Genomic DNA, 22,915 nt, shown 5'->3' on the forward strand with positions numbered 1-22,915 from the left:
TTCACTCTCTTCCTGACCGCATGAATCCAGTCACTACACTCATCGAAGGCGCGGCGAAATTCGGCATCGCCCTGAGCGAATCCCAGGGCGCGCGGTTGCTGCGCGTGCTCGATGAGCTCGACGACTGGAATCAGCGCATGAATCTCACCGCCATTCGTGAGCGCCCCGCGCAGATCACCAAGCATCTGCTCGACAGCCTGTCGGTTCAGCCGTTCCTGCGCGGCGAACGAATCTGCGATATCGGCACCGGAGCGGGATTTCCCGGGATTCCGCTCGCAATTGCGTGTCCCGAAAAGCACTTCACGCTCGTCGACTCGACGGCGAAGAAACTGAAGTTCATCGATCATGTGGCGCAGTTGCTCGAACTCGCCAACATCCGCACGGTTCACACCCGCGCGGAAAGCTACAAGCCCGACGAGAGATTCGACGCGGTTCTCTCGCGTGCCGTAGGCCCCGTGGACCAGTTCGTCAAGTGGACCGGACACCTCATTGTCGGCGGCGGGCGACTGCTGGCGATGAAGGGGCGATACCCTGAAGACGAGCTCAAGAAATTGCCCAACGGGTGGAAACTCGCGGCCGTCCATCGACTTGAAGTGCCCGGTCTGGACGAAGAACGGCATCTTGTGGAAATCTGCCGCAGCCACGACAAGATTTAGGGCTGCTGGCCGCTGGCTACTGGCAGCCGGCCAGAATAAAGTCAGCAGATTCTTTGGCAGCGCCCCCATTCGAGAAACTGCAGATGGCTCGCACGTACATACTTCTCTGGCCGATTGCCGGCTGCCAGTAGCCAGCGGCCAATTTCTCATGCACCGCATCCTCGCCATCACCAATCAGAAAGGCGGCGTCGGCAAGACGACGACCAGCGTGAATCTCGCTGCGTCGCTGCAGGCGACGAAGCGGCGCGTGCTGCTGATCGATATCGATCCGCAGGGCAATGCAACGATGGGATGCGGCGTCGACAAGCGCACTGTCCAGAAGACGACGACAGATGTGCTGCTCGGTGAGAGCGACCTCGCCTCAGCGCTGGTGTCGGTGGATTATTCGGACTTCAAGCTGCTGCCCGCGAACCAGGATCTCGTGGCGGCCGAAGTCGAGCTGATGGGCAAGCCGGGTTGTGAGTCGCGATTGCGCGATGCACTGCAGCCCGTGATCGATCAGTTCGATGTCGTGCTGATCGACTGTCCGCCCGCGCTCAACATGCTGACGGTGAATGCGCTCGTCGCCGCCGAGGGCGTGCTGATTCCCATGCAGTGCGAGTACTACGCACTCGAAGGTCTGACGGCGCTCGTGAACACGATCGAGCAGATCCGGTCGGGTCCGAATCCGCAGCTGGAGATTCACGGCATCCTGCGCACCATGTTCGATCCGCGGAACAACCTCGCCAACGAGGTCTCGGCCCAGCTGATCGAGCACTTCAAAGGCAAAGTGTTTCGCACCATCATCCCGCGCAACGTGCGCCTCGCGGAAGCGCCGAGCTTCGGCAAGCCGGCGCTCTATTTCGATCGCGAATCCCGCGGCGCCCTCGCTTATCTCGCGCTGGCCGGCGAAATGATCCGCCGCTCCGAAGGCGAAGAGATGCCGCCGGCGGTGGAGGCGGTGGGGACATGAGGGAGAAGCCGATGAGCGATGAGCGACGAGCGATGACCCAGAGGCTCTCGTGTCCTGTTTTCGTTCTCCGGCTCGTTGCTCGCAGCTACTCGCTTCCCAGCCTCTAACGTATGTCCACCAAACGCCCCAGCCTTGGCCGCGGCCTCGGCGCCTTGCTCGGTCAGCCCGCGCCCGCAGCGGCCAGCGAAGCGCCTGTCGCGCAACTGCGTCCTGACGAGGAGCTCGTCAAACTGCCCGTCGATCTGCTTCAGCGAGGCAAGTATCAGCCGCGCATCGACATGCACATGGAGACGCTGCAGGAGCTGGCGGATTCGATCAAGGCTCAGGGACTGATCCAGCCGATTCTCGTGAGACCGATCGGCGAGCCGGTTGCGGGACAGCCGCGGCGTTACGAGATCATCGCGGGCGAACGCCGCTGGCGTGCCGCGCAGTTGGCCGGGCTGCATGAGATTCCGTCGATCGTGCGGCGCGTGCCGGATGAAGCGGCCGTTGCGATGGCGCTCATCGAGAACATCCAGCGCGAGAATCTCAATCCGCTCGAAGAAGCGCGGGCGCTCGAACGCCTCATCTCCGAGTTCGACATGACTCATGCGACGGCGGCGGAAGCGGTCGGTCGTTCACGCGCTGCCGTTTCGAATCTGCTGCGCCTGCTCGATCTGTGCGACGAAGCCAAAGCGCTCGTTGAACGCGGTGAGCTCGAAATGGGACACGCGCGTGCATTGCTCGGCCTCGAGAACAAGCGCCAGCAGGCTGAAGTCGCCGCGATGGTGGCGAAGAAGAAGCTTTCGGTGCGCGAGACCGAGGCGCTGGTGCGCCGCATGGTGACGGGCGCTGCGAACGAAGCGCCGCCGGCCCCGCGGGTCGATCCGAACATCCGCAAGCTGGAGAGCGATCTGTCGGAAAAACTCGGGGCCAAGGTGCAGGTCCAGCATTCGAGTTCGGGCAAGGGAAAGCTCGTGATCGCGTACCACACGCTCGATGAGCTCGACGGTATCATCGAGCACATTCGTTGACCGCGGACGGCGGCTCAAGACTTCACACCTGCAAGGAGGCTCTCGGGGGAAATGCGCATCGCGCGAGCATCAGACACCGCGAGTGCATCACGAAGAACAATAAGGACTCTCTGCGGCTCGATCGCGCTGTATACAGCGATGACGGTTGCGGCCCACGGCGAAATCGTCGTCGACGGCCGCATCGATGAATCCGAATGGCAGCAGGCCGCGCAATGCAACGGCTGGCTGCGCACCGAACCCTTCGCACGCGACATTCCCCGCTTCGCCAACGATCTGCGCATCGTCGCCACGCCTGAAGGCCTGGCTGCGGCATTCACGATAGATCACCCCGCCAGCGAACGGCGCGTGAGACCGCGCACGCCGCGCGACTCCGAAACGCTCACCGGGGACTCCGTCACGCTGCTGGTCGACTTCGACGCGACCGGCCAGACGGGGTACGAGTTTTCCGTGGGCCTGGGCGGCGGCGTACGCGACGGCATCGTCACCAACCAGAACAGCTTCGATCGCGATTGGGACGGGCGATGGACTCACGCGGTGCGCGAGACACCCGACCAGTGGTTCGTCGAGCTTCTGATTCCCTGGGACACGGTGAGCATGCGGCCGATCGAAGGAGAGTCGCGAACGATCGGCGTGTATGGCAGCCGGTTCTTCTTCGATCGCACCGAGCGCTACGCGTGCCCGGGCATCTCAGCGGATCTCACACCCGCATTCCTCAATGATTTTCAGCGGATCGACATCGCGCAGTTCAAAGTGGCGGCAACGCTCGACTTCACGCCGTACGCCACCGCGATTCGCGACAACCTGACGGATGACGTCGATCTCAAGGCGGGCGCGGATCTGAGCTGGCGGCCTTCGCAGAATCTCTGGCTCACGGCGACGCTCAATCCCGATTTCGGCCAGGTCGAGAGCGACGAGCTGGTCGTCGATTTCTCCGCGATTGAAACCGTGTACACGGACAAGCGTCCGTTCTTCACCGAGAACCAGGACATCTTCGAGCTGAATACGCCGGCCAACGGCCAGCTCATCTATACGCGACGCGTCGGCGGGCCGACGGACGACGGTGTCGAGGGCTCCACCGATATCGATGGCGCCCTCAAGTTCAGCGGAAAGAGTCGCTCGCTTGCATACGGCGCCTTCGTCGCGCAGGAAGACGAGTACGACGAAGACATTGGCCGGCTGTTCGCGGCCGCGCGCTTTGCATGGCTCGACCAGGGCAAGCGCGTCGGCTATCTCGGAACGTGGACCGATCATCCGCTGATCGATCGGGACGCGGCGATCAACTCGGTGGACTACGACCTCACGCCGAACGACTGGTGGCGCATCGCGGGCCAGGTCATCCGCTCGGATATTTCCACCGCGGGTGAGAGCGAGACGGGCTATGAAGCCTGGGTGCAGGCGGATCTCAACCGCACTTCTTCGCTCACGCATACGGTGCGGTTTCTCTACATCGACGAAGATTTCGATCTGAACGATCTCGGCTACATGGAACGCAACTCGCTGCGCCAGGCCGAGTGGGATACGAATCGCAGCGTCACAGGCCGGGCGGGCGGTCGCATCAACGGCGAAACGCAGCGGCTGTATCTCGTCTATCGCGAGAACGATGGCGGCGAGCGACTGCAATCGCGCCTCCAGCTCTCGCGCGATGTGATCTACAACAGCAAGTGGCGCGCGTACGAAGAACTGCGCGTGATTCCGAACGGAGTCGACGACCTCATCTCGCGCGGCAATGGACCGGTCCAGATCGATACGCGCTACAGCGCCTATACCGATTTCACGTCGCCGCGAATCGGCAACTGGCAGTACATCGTGGGTGCGTATCTGTTTCAGCAGGGCGTCGAGGACTACTCCGGGCGAATGCAGTTCGTCACGGTCTGGTATCCGACCGACAAACTGACGCTGCGACTCGATGTCCTGCCCGAATACACGGACGACTGGTTGCTGTGGGAGGAGGGCAATCTGTTCGGCACGTATCGGGGCCGCAGGCTCGACTTCGATTTCCGCCTGGACTGGATCCCGGTCCCGCGACACGAGCTGCGCATCCGCTGGCAATGGATCGGAATCGACGCCGACCCCCGTCAGGCGTGGCGCAGCGACGCCAATGGCGATCTTCGGCCCGTAACCCCGCTGGCTGTCGAGGCCGTGGCTCCGATCACGAACCCCGCCGATTCGGCCGTCGTGCCGTTCACCGTGAACAACCTCGGACTGCAGATCCGGTATCGGTACGAGCTGGCGCCGCAGTCCGACCTGTACCTGGTCTATGCACGTGGCGGATTTGGCCTGACCAACGATGACGATCGCCGCATCCGCGATCTCTTCCACGACATGGGCGACCTGCGCGATGCCGATCAATTCCTGATCAAGGTCAGCTATCGCCTGTAAGGAATGCGCGCGCTGGCGTTGCGCCCCGGCCCTTTTTCCCTGCCGCAACCGGGTCTTAGCGGCCCGCTACGCAGATCGCACTTCGCGGCAGAAACATCCGTGTTTTGTCGTATCCCGACTCGCCTCCATTTTCTTGAAGCACTGCAAAACGCTGCGTATAATCCGCCGCCTTTTCCGGGCGGGGCAGATTGTCGCTCCCGCCGGAACAGCAGAATTTTCAAATGCCACACGTAGCCGGGATACCGGCATTCGCAGTGGCATTTTTGTTGCCCGCTGATCGTAACGGCGTGCGGCGCGAGGCGACCGAAGAGAGATGGGCCCAAAAAATGGGCCGATGACCAAGTCGTGAGCAATTCTCTAGGTCGCACCGCCGGGCAGTCGCTGAAGATCCTGTGGTGGCAGCTCGCATGGATTGCCGCAGCGGCCCTGGTGAGCGGCGTCATTTTTGGCGCGCGGGCCGGATGGTCGGTGCTGGCGGGCGGCGGTATCGCGAGTGTGTGGACGGCCTACATGGCGTTCACGCTCTACCGCCACAGTCTGAATCGAGGCGCGAGCCTGAGCGCGCTGACATTCGTGACGGCCTGGCTGTTGAAGATGGCGTTCACGATCGGCCTGCTCGTGATCGCGTTTCGTTCCAGGGTGCTCGTGCCCCTGGGGTTGATTGCAGGTTTGTTCGTGGCGCTGCTGGCGTACTGGGTATGGCTGGCTTTCGGACTCTCGCAGCGCAAGCCGGCCGCAAGCGGTTCGGCGGATCGGGGAAAAGGGTAAATCATGCTGAAGCTGTCGATCGCAAGTGAGGGCGGACACGAATCCGGCGGCATGTCGGAATACATTTCCCATCACCTGACCTATCTCTCGAACCAGGTTCAGGGCGCCCTCTTCGACATCAACGTCCTGCATCTCGACACGATCTTCTTCTCGATTCTCTGCGGTCTGCTGTTCCTGATCCCGTTCTACCTCGCCGCGCGCCGCTCAACCGCGGGTGTGCCCGGCCGTTTCCAGGCGTTCGTGGAAATGCTGGTCGAGTTCGTCGAGGAACAGGCCAAGGGAATGGTTCACGGCAAGCTCACGTACATCGCGCCGCTGGCGCTTTCGGTGTTCGTCTGGGTCGCCCTGATGAACGCCATCGACCTGCTCCCGGTCGACCTGCTGCCCTGGATCGCGCACAACGTTTTCCACATCGATTACCTGCGGCCGCTGCCGACCGCGGACCTCAACGGCACGTTCGGCATCGCGATCGGTGTGCTGCTGCTGGTCTTCTACTACAACATCAAGATCAAGGGTGTCGGCGGCTTCGCGCACCAGTGGATCACGGCCCCGTTCGGCAACGTCAAGCTGTCGGCCAATCCGCTGACCTGGGTCGGCTTTCTGCTGCTCGCGGTCGTGAACATCCTCTTCACGATCATCGAGTACGTCGGCGCCACCTTCTCACACGGCATGCGCTTGTTCGGCAACATGTACGCCGGCGAGCTCATCTTCTTCCTCATCGCCGGTCTTGGCGGCACCGCCACCGTGCTCGGTATCGCAATGCATCTGGTCATGGGCTCGGTGTGGGCGCTCTTCCACATCCTGATCGTGCTGCTGCAGGCGTTCATTTTCATGATGCTGGCGCTGGTCTACATCGGCCAGGCGCACGAGCATCACTAAGGGTTTCGTTTCATCACTGGTCGTTTGGTTGGTTTTTTCCGGAGAACTCTCATGACAGACGTAGCATTTGTCGCCCTGGCTTGCGGTTTGATCATCGGCATCGGCGCGCTGGGCGCGTGCATTGGCGTCGGCATCATGGCTGCCAAGTACATCGAATCGTCGGCCCGTCAGCCCGAGCTCATGAACGTGCTGCAGACCAAGGTCTTCCTGCTCCTCGGCCTGATCGACGCGTCCTTCATCATCGGCGTCGGTATCGCTCTGTGGTTCGCGACTGCCAATCCGTTCGCGAGCTGAAGTCATTCGGCGCGCCGCACCGCGTGCGCGCTGACCGCAGATCGATTCGAAGCGTAGGCAGTTACTTCCATGAATCTGAACGCAACACTGTTCGTGCAGCTGGCCGTGTTCTTCGTCCTGTCCTGGGTGACGATGAAGTTCATCTGGCCGCCGTTGATCACGGCCATCGATGAGCGCCGCAAGAAGATCGCCGACGGTCTCGCGTCCGCCGAAAAGGCGGACAAGAGTCTCGCCGAAGCGAAAGCGAACGCGACGCAGGTGCTGAAGGAAGCGCACGCCCAGGCGGGCAAGATCGTCGAGCAGGCAAACCGCCGCTCGAACGAGCTCGTCGAGGAAGCGCGCGGCACCGCCCTCGCGGAAGGCCAGCGCCTCATCGCCGATGCGCGTGAACAGGTCGTGCTCGACTCCAACCGGGCTCGCGCCCAGTTGAGCAAGGAAGTCGCGGCGATCGCTGTCAGCGGTGCGAGCAAGCTCCTCGGCCGGGAGATCGATGCCCGCGCCCATGCGGACCTGCTCGACAAGCTGGCGCTCGAAATCGAACGCGGCTGACGCACCGGAGCATCGATGGCTGAGAAAGTCACAATCGCCCGGCCTTACGCCCGCGCCGCCTTCGGGTACGCGCAGGACCAGAAGGCTTTCGCGAAATGGTCCGACCTGCTTGGAAAGGCTTCGGCGGTAGTCGCCGATCCGCAGGTCGCGCGGTTGCTGTCGAGCCCGCGTGTCACACCCGCGCAGCTCGTCGATCTGATCGGCGAGATCGCAGGTGGAGCGCTCGACGAGCACGGCAGGAATTTCCTCGACACGCTGGCGCAGAACCGCCGGTTGGGGTTCCTGCCGGAAATCGCGGCGATCTACGAAACGCTGCGCGCCGAAGTCGAGAACATCGCCGATGTGCAGATCACGTCGGCGGTTGCCCTCAGCGACGTCCAGCGTGACCGCCTCGCCCAGGCGCTGCGCAAGCGCATGAAGCGTGAAGTGCGGTTGCATTGCGATGTCGATCCTTCGCTGATCGCCGGCGCGATCGTGCGTTCGGGCGACCTGGTGATCGACGGCTCGCTGAAGGCGGGACTCGACCGCCTGGCCTCGAGCATCGCTCAGTAGCAGAGAGAAACGAATTCAGGAGGGACGGCGCGGGCCGGACCTTCATCAAGGTAGCGGACCGGAGCAGCAGTAATGTCCATCAAGGCATCTGAAATCAGCGATCTGATCAAGGCGCGCATCGAGAAGTTCTCGAGTGCGACCGAAGAGCGCAACGTCGGTACCGTCGTCACGGTCACGGACGGTATCGTGCGCATCCATGGCCTCGCCGACGTGAAGTACGGCGAAATGCTTGAATTCCCCGGCGGCAGCACGGGCCTCGCACTGAATCTCGAACAGGATTCCGTCGGCGCCGTCGTCCTCGGCGAATACAAGCACATCGCTGAAGGCGCAACGGTGAAGACCACCGGCCGCATTCTCGAAGTGCCGGTCGGCGAAGCGCTGCTCGGCCGCGTCGTGGACTCGCTGGGTAATCCGATCGACGGCAAGGGCCCGATCGCCGCGACCCAGAAGGCTCCGATCGAACGCGTCGCCCCGGGCGTCGTGTTCCGCAAGTCGGTCAGCCAGCCGGTGCAGACGGGGTACAAGGCCGTCGACGCCATGGTCCCTGTCGGCCGCGGCCAGCGCGAGCTGATCATCGGTGACCGCCAGACCGGCAAGACCGCGCTCGCCATCGACACGATCATCAATCAGAAGGCGTCGGGCATTAAGTGCATCTACGTCGCGATCGGCCAGAAGCAGTCGTCGATCGCCAACGTCGTGCGCAAGCTCGAAGAACACGATGCGATGAAGCACACGATCATCGTGGCCGCATCCGCTTCGACGCCTGCCTCGCTGCAGTACCTCGCGCCTTACGCGGGCTGCACGATGGGTGAGTACTTCATGGACCAGGGCGAAGACGCCCTCATCATCTATGACGACTTGACCAAGCAGGCATGGGCGTATCGCCAGATCTCCCTGCTGCTGCGTCGTCCGCCGGGTCGCGAAGCGTATCCGGGCGACGTGTTCTACCTGCACTCGCGCCTGCTCGAGCGTTCCGCCCGCGTGAACGAAGAGTATGTCGAGAAGAAGACCAACGGCCGCGTGAAGGGCAAGACCGGTTCGCTGACGGGCCTGCCGATCATCGAAACCCAGGCGGGTGACGTCACGGCGTTCGTTCCGACCAACGTGATCTCGATCACCGACGGTCAGATCTTCCTCGAAGGCGACCTGTTCAACGCCGGTATCCGTCCCGCGATGAACGCGGGCATCTCGGTGTCGCGCGTCGGTGGTGCCGCACAGACCGGCATCATCAAGAAGCTGGGCGGCGGTATTCGTCTTGCCCTCGCGCAGTATCGCGAGCTCGCGGCGTTCTCGCAGTTCGCCTCGGACCTCGACGAAGCGACCCGCCGTCAGCTCGAGCGCGGTCAGCGCACGACGGAGCTGATGAAGCAGAAGCAGTACTCGCCGATGTCCGTCGCCGAGATGGCGTTGTCGCTCTACGCGGTAAACAACGGCTTCCTCGACAAGGTCGAGCTGAAGAAGGTCGGCGCGTTCGAAGCGGCGCTGCAGGCATTCGCCAAGACCAACTACAAGCAGTTGATCGACGGCATCAATGCCAAGCCGGAGCTCAGCAAGGACGTCGAAGCCGGCCTGAAGAAGCTCTGCGAAGAGTTTGTGACGACGGGAACCTACTGAGGCCGAAGTGACTGGCGGATAGCGGATAGTGACTAGTCAGAACAAGATTCCGATGTTCGACCCATCCGCCATCCGCTATCCGCTATCCGCTTCTGGACTTTAAAAATGCCCGGCATCAAAGAAATCCGCATCAAGATCGCGAGCTTCAAGAGCACGCAGAAAATCACCAAGGCCATGAAGATGGTCGCGGCGAGCAAGATGCGTCGTGCGCAGGAGCGCATGAGCGCGACACGTCCGTACTCGGAGAAGATCCGTCGCGTGATCGGCCATCTGCGGCACGCGAATCCTGACTTCAAGCATCCGTTCCTGGTGGAGCGTCCGGCCAAGTCGGTCGGCTTCATCATCATCTCGACCGATCGCGGTCTGTGCGGCGGTCTGAACGTCAACCTGTTCAAGACGACGCTCGCGGCGATCCGCGACTGGCAGAAGCAGGGTGTCGACGTATCGGTCTGCCTGATCGGTGCGAAGGCCGTGAACTTCTTCCGCCGCCTGAGCAACGTCAAGACGCTCGCGACCGTGACGCATCTCGGCGATCGCCCGCACGTGGCGGACCTCATCGGCACGGTGAAGGTCATGCTGGACCTGTACCGCGAAGGCAAGCTCGATCGTCTGTTCGTCGTGAACAACGTCCTCGTCAACACCATGACCCAGAAGCCGACCGTGCGTCAGCTCCTGCCGGTGGCGGGCGAAGAATCCGAGGACAACAAGCTGCAGAAGTTGTGGGACTACATCTATGAGCCGTCGGCAGCCGAGCTGCTCGACGGTGTGCTGATGCGCTACATCGAATCGCAGGTCTACCAGGGCGCCGTCGAGAACGTCGCCTGCGAAATGGCAGCCCGCATGGTGGCGATGCAGAGCGCGACCGACAACGCCGGCAAGCTGATCGAAGAACTTCAGTTGATCTACAACAAGGCCCGCCAGGCCTCGATCACGAAGGAGATCAGTGAAATCGTGGGCGGCGCGGCGGCAGTCTGAGATTGAGAGGCGAGCAGCGAGCGATGAGCTGCGAGCCAGATGAAGAATTCGGAAATCACTATCGGGCAAATTGAAAGTGCAGTGATTGGTGCGGAAGCGGCTCTAGCTCACGGCTCGTGGCTCACAGCTTCCCAGCTTCTCCTGCGAGGAACTCGCAATGTCTACCGGCAAGATTGTTCAGATCATCGGCGCTGTCATCGACGTGGAATTTCCGCGCGAGCAGATTCCGAAGGTGTATGAAGCGCTGAAGCTCGAAGAGGGCGGTCTGACGCTCGAAGTGCAGCAGCAGCTCGGCGATGGCGTCGTGCGCACGATCGCCATGGGCGTGTCGGAAGGCTTGCAGCGCGGCCTCAAGGTGAAGGCCACGGGCGCTCCGATCTCCGTGCCGGTCGGCAAGGCGACCCTCGGCCGCATCATGGACGTCCTCGGCGATCCGCAGGACGAACGCGGTCCGGTCAACGCCGAAAATCATTGGCCGATCCATCGCCCGGCGCCGTCGTACGACGAACAGGCCGGCGGCCAGGATCTGCTCGAAACCGGCATCAAGGTCATCGACCTGCTCGTGCCGTTCGCGAAGGGCGGCAAGATCGGTCTGTTCGGCGGCGCAGGCGTGGGCAAGACCGTCACGATGCTCGAGCTGATCAACAACATCGCGAAGGCGCACTCGGGTCTGTCGGTGTTCGCCGGCGTCGGCGAGCGCACCCGCGAAGGCAACGACTTCTATCACGAGATGTCGGAAGCCGGCGTCATCAACCTGCAGAACCTGCCGGAGTCGAAGGTGGCGATGGTGTACGGCCAGATGAACGAGCCGCCGGGCAACCGCCTGCGCGTCGCGCTCACGGGTCTCACGATGGCCGAATACTTCCGCGACGAAAAGAACGAACAGGGCAAGGGCCGCGACGTACTGCTGTTCATCGACAACATCTACCGTTACACGCTGGCCGGCACCGAAGTGTCCGCGCTGCTCGGCCGTATGCCGTCAGCTGTGGGTTACCAGCCGACGCTGGCTGAAGAAATGGGCGTGCTGCAGGAGCGCATCACCTCGACGAAGACCGGCTCGATCACCTCGATCCAGGCCGTCTACGTTCCGGCCGACGACTTGACCGACCCGTCGCCGGCAACGACCTTCGCCCACCTCGACGCGACCGTCGTGCTCGATCGTCAGATCGCCGCGCTGGGTATCTTCCCGGCCGTGAACCCGCTCGATTCCACCAGCCGTCAGCTCGACCCGCTGGTCATCGGCGAAGAGCACTACAACGTCGCCCGCGGCGTGCAGGCCGTGCTGCAGCGTTACAAGGAACTGCAGGACATCATCGCGATTCTCGGCATGGACGAGCTGTCGGAAGAGGACAAGCTCACCGTGTCCCGCGCCCGCAAGATCCAGCGCTTCCTGTCGCAGCCGTTCCATGTCGCCGAAGTGTTCACGGGCAACCCCGGCAAGCTCGTCCCGCTGAAGGACACGATCCGCAGCTTCAAGGGCATCCTGTCGGGCGAGTACGATCACCTGCCGGAGCAGGCGTTCTACATGGTCGGCACGATCGAAGAAGCGACCGAGAAGGCGAAGACGCTGCAGTAGCGGATAGCGGTTGGCGGTTAGCGGTTAGTTCGGAACGGATACTGAAACAGTTCCTGCTAATCTCCACCGCCAACCTACCGCTGCTTCTGGGCCAACCGCTAACCGCTAACCGTTAACCCCTTCTCCTTATGGCCACAATTCACGTCGACATCGTCAGCGCCGAAGGCGAGATCTTCTCGGGCGAAGCCTCGATGGTTTTCGCGCCTGCCGTCATGGGCGAGATCGGTATTGCGCCCCGTCACGCGCCGTTGCTGACGACGCTCAAGCCGGGCGAAGTCCGTGTGCAGACGCCGGCGGGCGAAGAGCAGTTCTTCTACGTCTCCGGCGGGGCGATCGAGATTCAGCCGCACGTCGTCACGGTGCTCGCTGACACGGCATTGCGCGCCAGGGACCTGGACGAAGCTGCTGCACTGAGCGCGAAGCAGCGTGCCGAAGAAGCCCTCCGCAACCGCGGCGATGTCATCGACAGTGCGAAAGCGCAGGCTGAACTGGTTCGCGCGACGGCACAGCTCAAGATGCTCGACAAGCTGCGCAAGATTAAGCAGTGAGGAGTCGGCTGCGCTGGCGGCCATGAGCGGCGAGCGGGTAGCAAACGAGCCAGAATGAGAACGCGCCTAAGGGCGCGTTTTCGTTTGTGCGGTAGCTTCCTTTGCAGGCCACGGCTTCGCTACTAGACTCGACTCTCTCGTATCGACGGCCTCGGCTCCGAACTCCGGCTCACCGCTCGCAGCTTCCATAAGGTTCCCCCATGCCCCTCTCCATCGTCATTCTCGCGGCCGGCCAGGGAAAGCGGATGAAGTCCGACCTGCCGAAGGTACTGCAGCCGCTCGCCGGTCGGCCGCTTTTGTCGCATGTGCTCGAGACGGCAAAGTCGCTTGACGCGGACGCGATTCATGTCGTGTATGGCCACGGGGGCGATCGGGTTCGCGAGCAGCTGAAGCACGAACCGGTGAGCTGGGTGTTGCAGGCCGAGCAGCTGGGCACCGGTCATGCGGTCGCCCAGGCGATGCCGGCGATTCCCGATGATCACAAAGTGCTGATCCTCTATGGGGACGTGCCGCTCATCCGCAAAGACTCGCTGCAGAAGCTGCTCGATGGCAGCAGCGAAAAATCACTGGGACTGCTCACGGTCATCCTCGCTGACCCGACCGGCTATGGCCGCATCGTGCGCGACAACGCGGGCAATGTCGTTCGCATCGTCGAGCAGAAGGATGCGAACACGAAGGAGCGCGCGATCAACGAAGGCAACAGCGGCCTCATGGCGATGCCCGCGGGATTGCTGCGCAAATGGCTTGCCGCGCTGAGGAACGACAATTCGCAGGGCGAGTACTACCTCACCGACGTCATCGTCATGGCCGTGCGCGAAGGCTTGAAGATCGCCGCTGTCGTCGCGCCGTCGGAAACCGAAGTGCTTGGTGTGAACGACAAGGTGCAGCTCGCGCAGCTCGAAGGCGCTTTGCGGGCGCAACGTGCCGCTGAGCTGATGCTTCAGGGCGTTACGCTGGCTGATCCTGCGCGTATCGATATTCGCGGCAACGTAACCGTGGGCCGCGATGTATTCATCGACGTCAACGTCGTGATGGTCGGCGATGTCGCCTTGGGCGATCGCGTCCGCATCGGGCCGAACAACTACCTCAAGGATTGCCGGATCGACGCGGACACGGAAATTCATCCGAACTGTGTCGTGGACCGCGCGACGATCGGGCCGCGGAACCTGATCGGTCCGTTCGCCCGGATCCGTCCGGAGAGCGTTCTCCACGAGGACGTCCACATCGGTAACTTCGTTGAAGTGAAGAAGAGCGATATCGGCGCCGGCAGCAAGGCGAATCACCTGACCTATCTCGGTGACGCCACTGTCGGACGGAAGGTCAATGTCGGGGCCGGAACGGTCACCGTAAATTACGATGGGGTGAACAAGCACCGCACCGAGATCGGTGACGGCGCGTTCGTCGGGTCCGGCTCGATGCTGGTCGCTCCGCTCAAGGTCGGCGCGAATGCCAATACCGGGGCCGGCTCGACGATCACCAAGGATGCGCCGGAAGGCAAACTGACCCTCGCCCGGGCCCGCCAGGTCACGATTGACGGCTGGCGGCGGCCGGAAAAGAAGGGTTCCTAGGAAGTCGCTTCCCCTACGAGCGGGATTCCAGGGGCCTTCCGCGTTCGCAGCAATGTGACCGCCCCGGCAATTCGGGACGGACGGGTCCTGTACAATCGCGACGCCCCGAAATCGGCCCTTTTTTTCAGAATTTTCAGCTGAGTTCTCATCCATGTGCGGAATCGTCGGCGCCATCGCTGATCGCAACATCGTCCCCATCCTGATCGAGGGCCTGCGACGGCTCGAGTATCGCGGCTACGACTCGGCCGGCGTTGCCGTGCTGAATTCGTCCGGGCACCTGCGCCGTCTGCGGACGGTGGGCAAGGTCAAGATGCTCCAGGACGCCATCGTCGAAACGCCGACCGACGGGCAACTCGGTATCGCGCATACGCGATGGGCGACTCACGGCGTTCCGTCGGAGCGCAACGCTCATCCGCATATCTCGCGCGACGGCATCGCGATCGTGCACAACGGCATCATCGAGAACCACGAAGAGCTGCGCGAAGAGCTGACCAGTCTCGGCTACACGTTCACTTCGGAGACGGATACCGAAGTCATCGCTCACCGCATTCATCACCACAAGCAGAAGCTCGGCGACATCTTCCGCGCGGTTCGCGCGACGGTGGCCGAACTCGAAGGCGCATATGCGCTTGCCGTGGTGTCCGAAGACAGCCCGGATCGAATCATCCTCGCCCGTGCCGGATGCCCCGTCGTCATCGGCGTCGGCAACAACGAGAATTTCGTTGCGTCGGACGTCTCCGCACTGTTGCCCGTCACGCGCAAGTTCATCTTCCTCGACGAAGGGGATGTTGCGGAGATCCGTCGCCAGGACGTGCGCGTTCTCGATGCCGAAGGCAACACAGCCCATCGCGAAGTTCGCGAAAGCGCGCTCTCCGCCGACGCCGCGGAGAAGGGCGATTATCCGCATTTCATGCTGAAGGAAATCTTCGAGCAGCCTCGCGCCGTTGCGCAGACGCTCGAGGAGCGCGTCGCTGGCGGCAAACTGCTCGAAGCTGCGTTCGGTCCGCTCGCTACGGAAATCTTCCGTCGTACTGAAGCCGTGCAGATCGTCGCTTGCGGCACGAGCTATCACGCCGGTGCGGTCGCGAAGTACTACATCGAACAGATCGCGCGCCTGCCTTGCTGGGTCGAGATCGCGAGCGAGTATCGCTATCGCAATCCGGTCGTGCCGAAGAACACGCTTTTCGTCACCATTTCCCAGTCGGGCGAAACCGCCGACACGCTCGCGGCGCTGCGCATGGCGAAGCAGTCCGGCTATCTCTCATCGCTGTCGATCTGCAATGTGCCCGAGAGCTCGCTCGTGCGCGAATCGGAGCTGGTGCTGCTCACGCGTGCCGGCCCGGAAATCGGTGTCGCATCCACGAAGGCTTTCACCACGCAGCTGACGGCACTTGGCATGCTGGTCGTCGCGCTCGCCAAGCATCACGGTGCGGACGCGGAACGCGAGCGCGGCCTGGTGCAGCGGCTGATCGAGATTCCTGGCCTCATCGAGAAGACGCTGCATCTCGAGCCCACGATCAAGGAACTTGCAAAGCGATTCGCGGACAAGCATCACGCGCTGTTCCTCGGCCGCGGCCAGATGCATCCGATCGCGATGGAAGGCGCGCTAAAGCTCAAGGAAATTTCGTACATCCACGCCGAGGCTTATGCGGCCGGTGAGCTCAAGCACGGACCGCTCGCGCTCGTCGATGCCGACATGCCCGTTATCACGGTTGCTCCGAACAACGACCTGCTCGAGAAGCTGAAGTCGAACCTGCAGGAAGTGCGGGCGCGCGGCGGCGAGCTGTACGTGTTCGCCGATCCCGACTCTGGCATGCAATCGTCCGACGGCGTCACGATCATCACGATGCCGAAGCACGTCAGTCATTTCCAGGCGGCAGCGGTCTACAGCATCCCGTTGCAGTTGCTCTCCTATCACTGCGCGATCCTGCGAGGCACCGACGTCGATCAGCCGCGCAACCTCGCCAAGTCGGTCACGGTGGAGTGACGACGCGCGTCGTCTGGCTCTCGCGCGCGATGTCGCGCTGGCGCTGGGTTCCGTGGATTCTCCTGCTGCCCTCATGGGCAGCAGCGACTGATCTGGGAGGCGTCTGGTCGGCACCGATCAGTCCCGGATCCAACGCCGTCAATCGCGCGGTGATCGTCGACGCGGGTGATCGCCTCTATTTCCACTACGTCTGCGATGGTTCGCACCGATGCGAAGTCTTCGGCATCGCGCAGAAGCGCTCATCGCCAACGGGCAGCGTCCATGTGTTCAGGAACGACGAGCAGCACTGGTTCTATCCGGGCTACGAAGGCTACGGTCTTGAAGAGAACCGAGACTGTGAAGTCTCGTTTCAGCTCGATGGTCTCGTCCTGCGAGTCCGTTCCTCCGGCAACTGCAACAGCTTCTGCGGCATGCGCGCCAGCATCGGCGGCGACCTGCGCAAAGTCCCGGAAGACAAACTGAACGTCCGTGCCGGGGAACTGCCTTCCGGCTGAGCCCGTAGTCGAAAACTTCCTGTCCATCGCAGCACGGACTCGGCGATAATCCGCCCCTTCGACCGCCGCGCGGGCGACCGTTTGCTCCGGGCACGATTGCCACTACTCCTGGGTCCTTTATGGAAATCGCACAAGACAGCGTCGTCTCGATTCACTACACGCTCACGAACGACCAGGGCGAGACCCTCGACTCGTCCGCGGGCAGCGATCCGCTCAGCTACCTGCAGGGTCACGGCAATCTGATTCCGGGGCTGGAGAAAGAACTCCTCGGCAAGAAGGCCGGCGACAAGCTGAAGGTAAAGATCGCGCCGGCTGACGCCTACGGCGAGTTCGACAAATCGCTGATCCAGCAGGTGCCGCTGCGCTCGTTCAAGGGCGTCGGCAAAGTCCAGGTGGGTATGCAGTTCCAGGTGCCGTCCGCTGCGGGTCCCCGCATCGTCACGGTGACCAAAGTCGTCGGCGACATGGTGACCGTCGATGGGAATCACGCGCTCGCCGGCCAGACCCTCAACTTCGATGTCGAGGTCACTGAAGTGCGCGAAGCGACTGCCGAAGAACTCGAACACGGCCATGTGCACGGGCCTGGCGGCCATCATCACCACTGATCGACCCGTGAGGCAGTGAGCTCTCTCATTGCCTCCATCGCACCGCACGCGTGCGACAGCAAGTCTCTCTGCACCACGAGAGTCATCGTTGCTGCCCTGTCGATCCAAGGTTTCCGACATTTCCCCGTCATAGCAGCCGCCTAGAATCGGTCGGCCTGCTGGCACAGTCCGTGCTTGTTCAGGCGGGTATTCCCGATTCGCCGGAGGCATTTCATGCAAGGTCACCCTGGCATTCCTTCGACGGCCAAATCCCCGCGCAAAGCTGCCGCGGAGTCACCGGCCAAACCCAAGACGACGATTCGCGCCCGCAAGAAAACGCCCGTCGCTGAACCCGAAGTCGCGGTGCTCGCGCTGCATCCGACGCCGGACGAGGTCAACCAGTTGATCGCGACCACGGCGTACTACTTTGCTGCAGAGCGCAATTTCGAGTCGGGCCATGAGCTCGACGACTGGCTGAAGGCAGAGCAGCTCGTACAGGGTCAGCTTCCTCGCTGAGCGTTCGCCGGCCCCCGCTGCTGCGGGATGCCGAAATTGCGCCCGCCGCGCATTGAGCCAATCCTCTCGCGAAGGAGGGTCCCTCATGTTGCGCGTCAGCTATCTTCTCGCATTGAAAGGCAAGGACGTCTGGTCGGTCGATCCCGACACCCCCGTCCTCGAAGCGATCCGGCTCATGGCCGATCGACACATCGGCGCACTTCCGGTCGTTCGTGGCCGGGAGCTGCTCGGTATCGTGTCCGAGCGTGACTACGCGCGGAAAGTGATCCTCATGGGCCGTTCAAGCGCCGATACCCCGGTGCGCGACATCATGACGTCGCCCGTGACGACGATTTCTCCCGATGAAGCCGTGCACAACTGCATGGAAATCATGACGCAGAAGCGCATTCGCCATCTGCCGGTGGTCGACCGCACCGGCCTCGTCGGAATGATCTCGATCGGCGACCTGGTCAAGGCCGTCATCGAGGAACAGCAACAGACCATCGACCACCTGGAGCGCTACATAGCCAGCTAGCTTCCCCCTCCCGTTGCCAAATCATCGGCGGCGACACCGCAATGCTTGCGGAACTCTGTCATGTTGACTTACTGTAAGGCCGCCATACAATGATCGTCGGCCATTCGCCTGGTCGTATCGATCAATAAATCAGATTCAAAACGTCGGGGGACGTCATGATGGAACCGAATCGTCCCGAGTCTCGCCGACAGGCGGGATTCGCTGCCACGCTGTTTGCTCTCTCAACCGTCTCCGCAATTCCCGCTGCGGCCACCGGTGCCGAAGCCGGCGCATCCGCGGCCTCACTCGAGGAAATCATCGTTACTGCGCGACGTCGCGAAGAGTCGCTGCAGGACACACCCATTGCGATCTCCGCATTCTCGGCTGCCGCGCTCGAACGCCAGCAGATCGTGAGTACGGAAGATCTCGATCAGATTGCGCCCAACCTGCAGTTCGCGAGCTATGGACCGCTGACCGGCAACAACTCCGCCGCTCAGATCTACATTCGCGGCATCGGTCAGAGCGACGGTTCATCGGGTGTCGATCCCGGCGTCGGTCTCTATATCGATGAGGTCTACATGGGTCGCTCCGTGGGCGGCGTCATGGACTTTCGCGACATCGCGAATGTGCAGATTCTGCGCGGCCCGCAGGGGACGCTCTTCGGTCGCAACACCATCGGCGGCGCGGTTCTGTTGACGACGACCCTGCCGGGGAATGAGTTCGGCGGAACGGCCCGCGTCGGAATCGGCGATGACAATCTTCGCGAAGGGTTCCTCGCCGTGGATGTGCCGATGGGCGACACGCTCGCTGCGCGCATCTCCGCGGGCGCACGCCAGCGTGATGGCTACGTCACCCGAGTGTTCGACGGCATGGACCTGGGCGACGAAGACAGCTACACGCTCCAGTCGTCACTTCGCTGGCTGCCCACGGACACCGTCACACTGACTTTGCGCGGCGACTACACGAAGGAGGACGAGAACGGCTCGCCCTTCGTGTTCGAAACGATCAATGGCCGGCAGGCGTTTCCAGCCGCGATCAGCCGCGGATCGGGCTGTCCCGGCGCTACGTTCCCACCGCCGTTCGTCCCACCCAACGTCGTCGACACGCGTTGCGCGAACGATGCCACGTGGAGACTCGGCGAATACACCAACGGCGGCAGCGCACCCGCGGAAAGCCAACTCGAGAACTGGGGCCTCTCGGCCGTTCTCAACTGGCAGATCAGCGACGCGCTGACGCTCAAATCCATCAGTGCCTATCGCGAGCTGTCGTGGAGCGGCAGTCGCGATGCAGACAACACAGGCCTGCTCGTTCTCCACACGGACTACGCGAGCGATGGCGATCAGTGGAGCCAGGAGCTTCAGGCGCTCGTCGACGCAGGACCTGTCAAAGGCGTCGTGGGCCTCTTCTACTTCGAAGAGTCGATCGACGACTTCCTGCAGGTCCCGTTCGCCGCGCCGCCTCCGCTCGTTGCGTCCGGTGCGATCCCAGGCTCGCGCGACTATCAGCGAGCCTTCATCAACAACGACAACTGGGCGCTATTCACGCAGTGGTCGTACGACATCACGGATGCCCTGAGCCTGACGGCCGGTGTTCGCTACACGGAAGAGACCAAGGGAATCGAGATCATCTCGTTCACTACGACGCCGCTGACTGCGCCAACGGTGATCCCGACCACGCTCAACACGCCCGGAGTCGCAGGCCCCGGGTTGAACATCATTCCCGAGCCGTTCGAGAACAAGTACGAATCCACGACGGGCTCGGCCAGCATCGAGTATCGCTGGAACGACGCAGTCATGACGTACTTCAGCTGGTCGCAGGGCTTCAAGAGCGGCGGCTTCAACCAGCGCTACAACCTCGCGCCTCCGGGCAATCTGCCGGTGGCCTTCGATGAAGAAACCGCCGAAACGTTCGAGCTCGGATTCAAGTCGGAATTCGGCGGCAGCGTGCGCCTGAACGCCGCGATCTTCTCGACCGACTACGACGACATGCAGCTCACCTACCGCCTCGGCATCGTCCCGCTGCTGTTCAATGCAGGCAAGTCATCGATCGAAGGCGGCGAGATCGAGCTGACCTACGCACCGGGCCGGCTCATCATCGAAGGCAGCGTCGGCTACCTCGACAACAAGTTCGATGAAATCGCCGTCGTGCCCGGAACGAGCCAGACAGTCGGACCCAACAATCGATTGCCTTTCACGCCGGAGTGGCAGGGCAGCCTGGGCATTGGCTATGACTTCGAGATCGGCAACGCCACGCTCACTCCGCGCGTGAATGTGTCGTACACCGACTCGCAGTACTTCGACGCCGCGAACTCCGTCGAAGTCGCGCAACTCGAGGACGTCACGCTGCTGAACGCGATGCTGACCCTGGAGCTGAATGCCTGGAAGATTCGCGGCGGCGTCAACAACGTCACCGACGAGACCTACCGGGTTGCCGGCAATTCTTCGTACAGCACGTCGGCGGGATATGCGGAAGTGATCTACTCGCGGCCGCGCAACTGGTTCTTGTCAGCGAGCTTCGACTTCTAAAGACAGCGACGACGGTCGAGATCCGGCCGTCGTCGCTTCATCACTGGCATTAGCCTCTGGCCGATGCCACCGGCATCGAATCATCCAGCAGGTTGCGCTGAAGCGCCCGATTCACCGCGCTCAGCACCGCAAGCAGCGAAGCCGTCACGATGTTCTCGTGGATGCCGACGCCGAACAGCGTCGTCCGTGCTGGCGTCGTGATCTCCACGCAGGACATCGCGCGCGCATTGCTGCCCGTGCCGATCGAATGCTCTTCGAACGAAAGCACATCGAAGCGGAAACCCAGCGCATCGACGAGCGCATCGATAGGACCGTTGCCTTCGCCATTGAGCAGGGCGCCCTGACCGTTGCACTTCAGCTTGATCGCAAGCTTCTGGATTTCGGGATGAGCCTGCGTCGTTGTCAGCTGGTGCGAGACATAGCCGTACGCGCCGCTCTGCTCGAGATATTCCTTCTGGAACATCGCCCAGATCTGATCCGACAGCAGTTCCTTGCCGGTCGCATCCGTCACTGCCTGAACGGCCTGGCTGAACTCGATCTGCAGGCGCCGCGGCATCGAGACACCGTAGTCGCGTTCCATGAGGTAGGCGATACCGCCCTTGCCCGACTGACTGTTCACGCGAATGACGGACTCGTACGTGCGACCGAGGTCACGCGGGTCGATCGGGAGGTACGGCACTTCCCAGGTATCCGATTCCTTGCGGGCCGCGAAGCCCTTCTTGATCGCATCCTGGTGCGAACCAGAGAACGCCGTGAAGACCAGATCACCGACGTATGGGTGACGCGGATGAATTGGCAGCTGATTGCACTGCTCAACGCAGCGCGCGGCTTCGTTGATGTTCGAGAAGTCGAGATTCGGATGAACGCCCTGCGTGTAGAGATTCATCGCCAGCGTGACGACGTCGACGTTGCCGGTGCGTTCGCCATTGCCGAAGAGCGTGCCTTCGACGCGATCGGCGCCAGCCATGACCGCCAGCTCAGCCGCGGCTACCGCCGTGCCGCGGTCGTTGTGCGGATGCACCGACAGCACGATCGATTCGCGATTCGCGATGTTGCGGCCGAACCATTCGATCTGGTCCGCATACACATTCGGCGTCGCCATCTCCACCGTGGCCGGCAGGTTCAGGATGACCTTGTGGTCCGGGGTCGGCTGCCATACGCCCGTCACGGCGTTGCAGATCTCGACTGCGAAATCGAGCTCCGTGCCAGTGAAGCTCTCCGGGCTGTACTCGAAGTACCACTCGGTCTTCGGTTGTTTGCGTGCCTGCTCGATCACGCACTTCGCGCCCTGCACCGCGATGTCGATGATGCCGGCGCGGTCGAGACCGAATACGACCCGGCGCTGCACGGTCGAAGTCGAGTTGTAGAGATGAACGATGGCGCGCTTGGCGCCGCGCAGCGATTCGAAGGTGCGCTCGATCAGTTCGGCGCGCGCCTGCGTCAGGACCTGAATCGTCACGTCATCGGGAATCAGGTTGCGCTCGATGAGCTCGCGCACGAAATCGAAATCGGTCTGCGACGCGGCAGGGAAACCGACTTCGATCTCCTTGAATCCGGTCTTGATCAGCAGGTCGAACATGCGCCGCTTGCGGGCGGCGTCCATCGGTTCGATGAGTGCCTGATTGCCGTCACGCAGGTCGACGCTGCACCACAGCGGCGCTGCGGTGATGACCTTGTTCGGCCAGGTACGGTCCTTGATATCGATCGGTGCGAACGAACGATACTTGGCGGAGGGTTCCTTCATCATGACTTTGGATTCCTGTGGGGCCAGACTTTGCGCGCCGTCGGGTCGTTGACCGCGATCAGTCGCCATGAAAACTCGATCTTTTTTGGAGAGCGCCCTTCGGCAGGCGCCGCTTTACAGAGTTTTTGCGTCTAGCGACGCAGGTGCAGGCGCGCACGCAGCAGCAGGCCGCCACGAAGGGGCAGGGCCGGAATATGCTGGTGAATGCGCATGGCCTGAATCTAGCAGCACCTTCCGGCCGATTGCAAG

The 22,915-nt window shown here is 62.4% G+C and carries 21 protein-coding genes; 20 read left to right on the plus strand and 1 reads right to left on the minus strand.

What is annotated here, in order from left to right; translation table 11 throughout:
• Positions 1–20: 20 nt before the first annotated feature.
• From rsmG to HNQ60_RS09995, 20 genes are all read left to right on the plus strand, one after another.
• Positions 21–656: a 16S rRNA (guanine(527)-N(7))-methyltransferase RsmG gene (gene rsmG, locus HNQ60_RS09900; protein WP_184331178.1), complete on the plus strand. Its 636-nt coding sequence runs from the start codon at positions 21–23 to the stop codon at positions 654–656.
• A gap of 148 nt (positions 657–804) precedes the next feature.
• Positions 805–1,608, plus strand: a complete 804-nt coding sequence (locus HNQ60_RS09905) for a ParA family protein (protein WP_184331180.1) — start codon at positions 805–807, stop codon at positions 1,606–1,608.
• 110 nt (positions 1,609–1,718) lie between these two features.
• A complete protein-coding gene (locus HNQ60_RS09910; protein ID WP_184331182.1) occupies positions 1,719–2,621 on the plus strand; it encodes a ParB/RepB/Spo0J family partition protein in 903 nt (300 codons plus the stop codon).
• A gap of 138 nt (positions 2,622–2,759) precedes the next feature.
• Positions 2,760–5,000 carry a DUF5916 domain-containing protein gene (locus tag HNQ60_RS09915; RefSeq protein ID WP_184331184.1) on the plus strand — a complete coding sequence of 747 codons (2,241 nt, stop codon included), beginning with the start codon at positions 2,760–2,762 and terminating at the stop codon, positions 4,998–5,000.
• A gap of 345 nt (positions 5,001–5,345) precedes the next feature.
• A complete protein-coding gene (locus HNQ60_RS09920) occupies positions 5,346–5,768 on the plus strand; it encodes an ATP synthase subunit I (RefSeq protein WP_184331186.1) in 423 nt (140 codons plus the stop codon).
• An 18-nt stretch (positions 5,769–5,786) separates the two neighbouring features.
• A complete protein-coding gene (gene atpB / locus HNQ60_RS09925; protein ID WP_407676441.1) occupies positions 5,787–6,647 on the plus strand; it encodes a F0F1 ATP synthase subunit A in 861 nt (286 codons plus the stop codon).
• Positions 6,648–6,698: 51 nt separating this feature from the next.
• Positions 6,699–6,941 (plus strand): F0F1 ATP synthase subunit C, encoded by a 243-nt coding sequence (atpE, locus tag HNQ60_RS09930; protein WP_184331189.1) that lies wholly within the window; start codon positions 6,699–6,701, stop codon positions 6,939–6,941.
• A gap of 69 nt (positions 6,942–7,010) precedes the next feature.
• Entirely contained in the window at positions 7,011–7,490 is a 480-nt protein-coding gene (locus HNQ60_RS09935) for a F0F1 ATP synthase subunit B (RefSeq protein WP_184331191.1), read from the plus strand.
• A gap of 15 nt (positions 7,491–7,505) precedes the next feature.
• Positions 7,506–8,042 carry a F0F1 ATP synthase subunit delta gene (locus tag HNQ60_RS09940; protein ID WP_184331192.1) on the plus strand — a complete coding sequence of 179 codons (537 nt, stop codon included), beginning with the start codon at positions 7,506–7,508 and terminating at the stop codon, positions 8,040–8,042.
• A gap of 72 nt (positions 8,043–8,114) precedes the next feature.
• Positions 8,115–9,656: a F0F1 ATP synthase subunit alpha gene (gene atpA, locus HNQ60_RS09945; protein ID WP_184331194.1), complete on the plus strand. Its 1,542-nt coding sequence runs from the start codon at positions 8,115–8,117 to the stop codon at positions 9,654–9,656.
• Between the two features lie 105 nt (positions 9,657–9,761).
• Positions 9,762–10,631 (plus strand): F0F1 ATP synthase subunit gamma, encoded by an 870-nt coding sequence (gene atpG, locus HNQ60_RS09950; protein WP_184331196.1) that lies wholly within the window; start codon positions 9,762–9,764, stop codon positions 10,629–10,631.
• A gap of 157 nt (positions 10,632–10,788) precedes the next feature.
• Positions 10,789–12,207, plus strand: a complete 1,419-nt coding sequence (gene atpD, locus HNQ60_RS09955) for a F0F1 ATP synthase subunit beta (RefSeq protein WP_184331198.1) — start codon at positions 10,789–10,791, stop codon at positions 12,205–12,207.
• 128 nt (positions 12,208–12,335) lie between these two features.
• Positions 12,336–12,755, plus strand: a complete 420-nt coding sequence (locus HNQ60_RS09960; RefSeq protein ID WP_184331200.1) for a F0F1 ATP synthase subunit epsilon — start codon at positions 12,336–12,338, stop codon at positions 12,753–12,755.
• A 200-nt stretch (positions 12,756–12,955) separates the two neighbouring features.
• Entirely contained in the window at positions 12,956–14,323 is a 1,368-nt protein-coding gene (glmU, locus tag HNQ60_RS09965; RefSeq protein ID WP_184331202.1) for a bifunctional UDP-N-acetylglucosamine diphosphorylase/glucosamine-1-phosphate N-acetyltransferase GlmU, read from the plus strand.
• Positions 14,324–14,474: 151 nt separating this feature from the next.
• Entirely contained in the window at positions 14,475–16,310 is a 1,836-nt protein-coding gene (gene glmS, locus HNQ60_RS09970; RefSeq protein ID WP_184331204.1) for a glutamine--fructose-6-phosphate transaminase (isomerizing), read from the plus strand.
• A complete protein-coding gene (locus HNQ60_RS09975) occupies positions 16,307–16,804 on the plus strand; it encodes a hypothetical protein (protein WP_184331206.1) in 498 nt (165 codons plus the stop codon). Before glmS ends, HNQ60_RS09975 begins: the two co-directional genes overlap by 4 nt.
• 119 nt (positions 16,805–16,923) lie before the next feature.
• Positions 16,924–17,409, plus strand: a complete 486-nt coding sequence (slyD, locus tag HNQ60_RS09980) for a peptidylprolyl isomerase (RefSeq protein WP_184331208.1) — start codon at positions 16,924–16,926, stop codon at positions 17,407–17,409.
• 213 nt (positions 17,410–17,622) lie between these two features.
• A complete protein-coding gene (locus tag HNQ60_RS09985; RefSeq protein ID WP_184331210.1) occupies positions 17,623–17,904 on the plus strand; it encodes a DUF2934 domain-containing protein in 282 nt (93 codons plus the stop codon).
• A gap of 85 nt (positions 17,905–17,989) precedes the next feature.
• Complete coding sequence (locus HNQ60_RS09990) at positions 17,990–18,418, plus strand: CBS domain-containing protein (protein ID WP_184331212.1); 429 nt, start codon at positions 17,990–17,992, stop codon at positions 18,416–18,418.
• Between the two features lie 155 nt (positions 18,419–18,573).
• Positions 18,574–20,922 (plus strand): TonB-dependent receptor, encoded by a 2,349-nt coding sequence (locus tag HNQ60_RS09995; RefSeq protein WP_184331214.1) that lies wholly within the window; start codon positions 18,574–18,576, stop codon positions 20,920–20,922.
• Between the two features lie 49 nt (positions 20,923–20,971).
• On the opposite strand, the gene leuA is transcribed toward HNQ60_RS09995, so the two are convergent.
• Positions 20,972–22,669, minus strand: coding sequence for a 2-isopropylmalate synthase (gene leuA, locus HNQ60_RS10000; RefSeq protein WP_184331216.1), 1,698 nt, complete (start codon positions 22,667–22,669; stop codon positions 20,972–20,974).
• Positions 22,670–22,915 lie beyond the last annotated feature (246 nt).

The sequence above is a fragment of the Povalibacter uvarum genome, from assembly GCF_014202975.1.
Classification (GTDB): Bacteria; Pseudomonadota; Gammaproteobacteria; order Steroidobacterales; family Steroidobacteraceae; genus Steroidobacter; species Steroidobacter uvarum.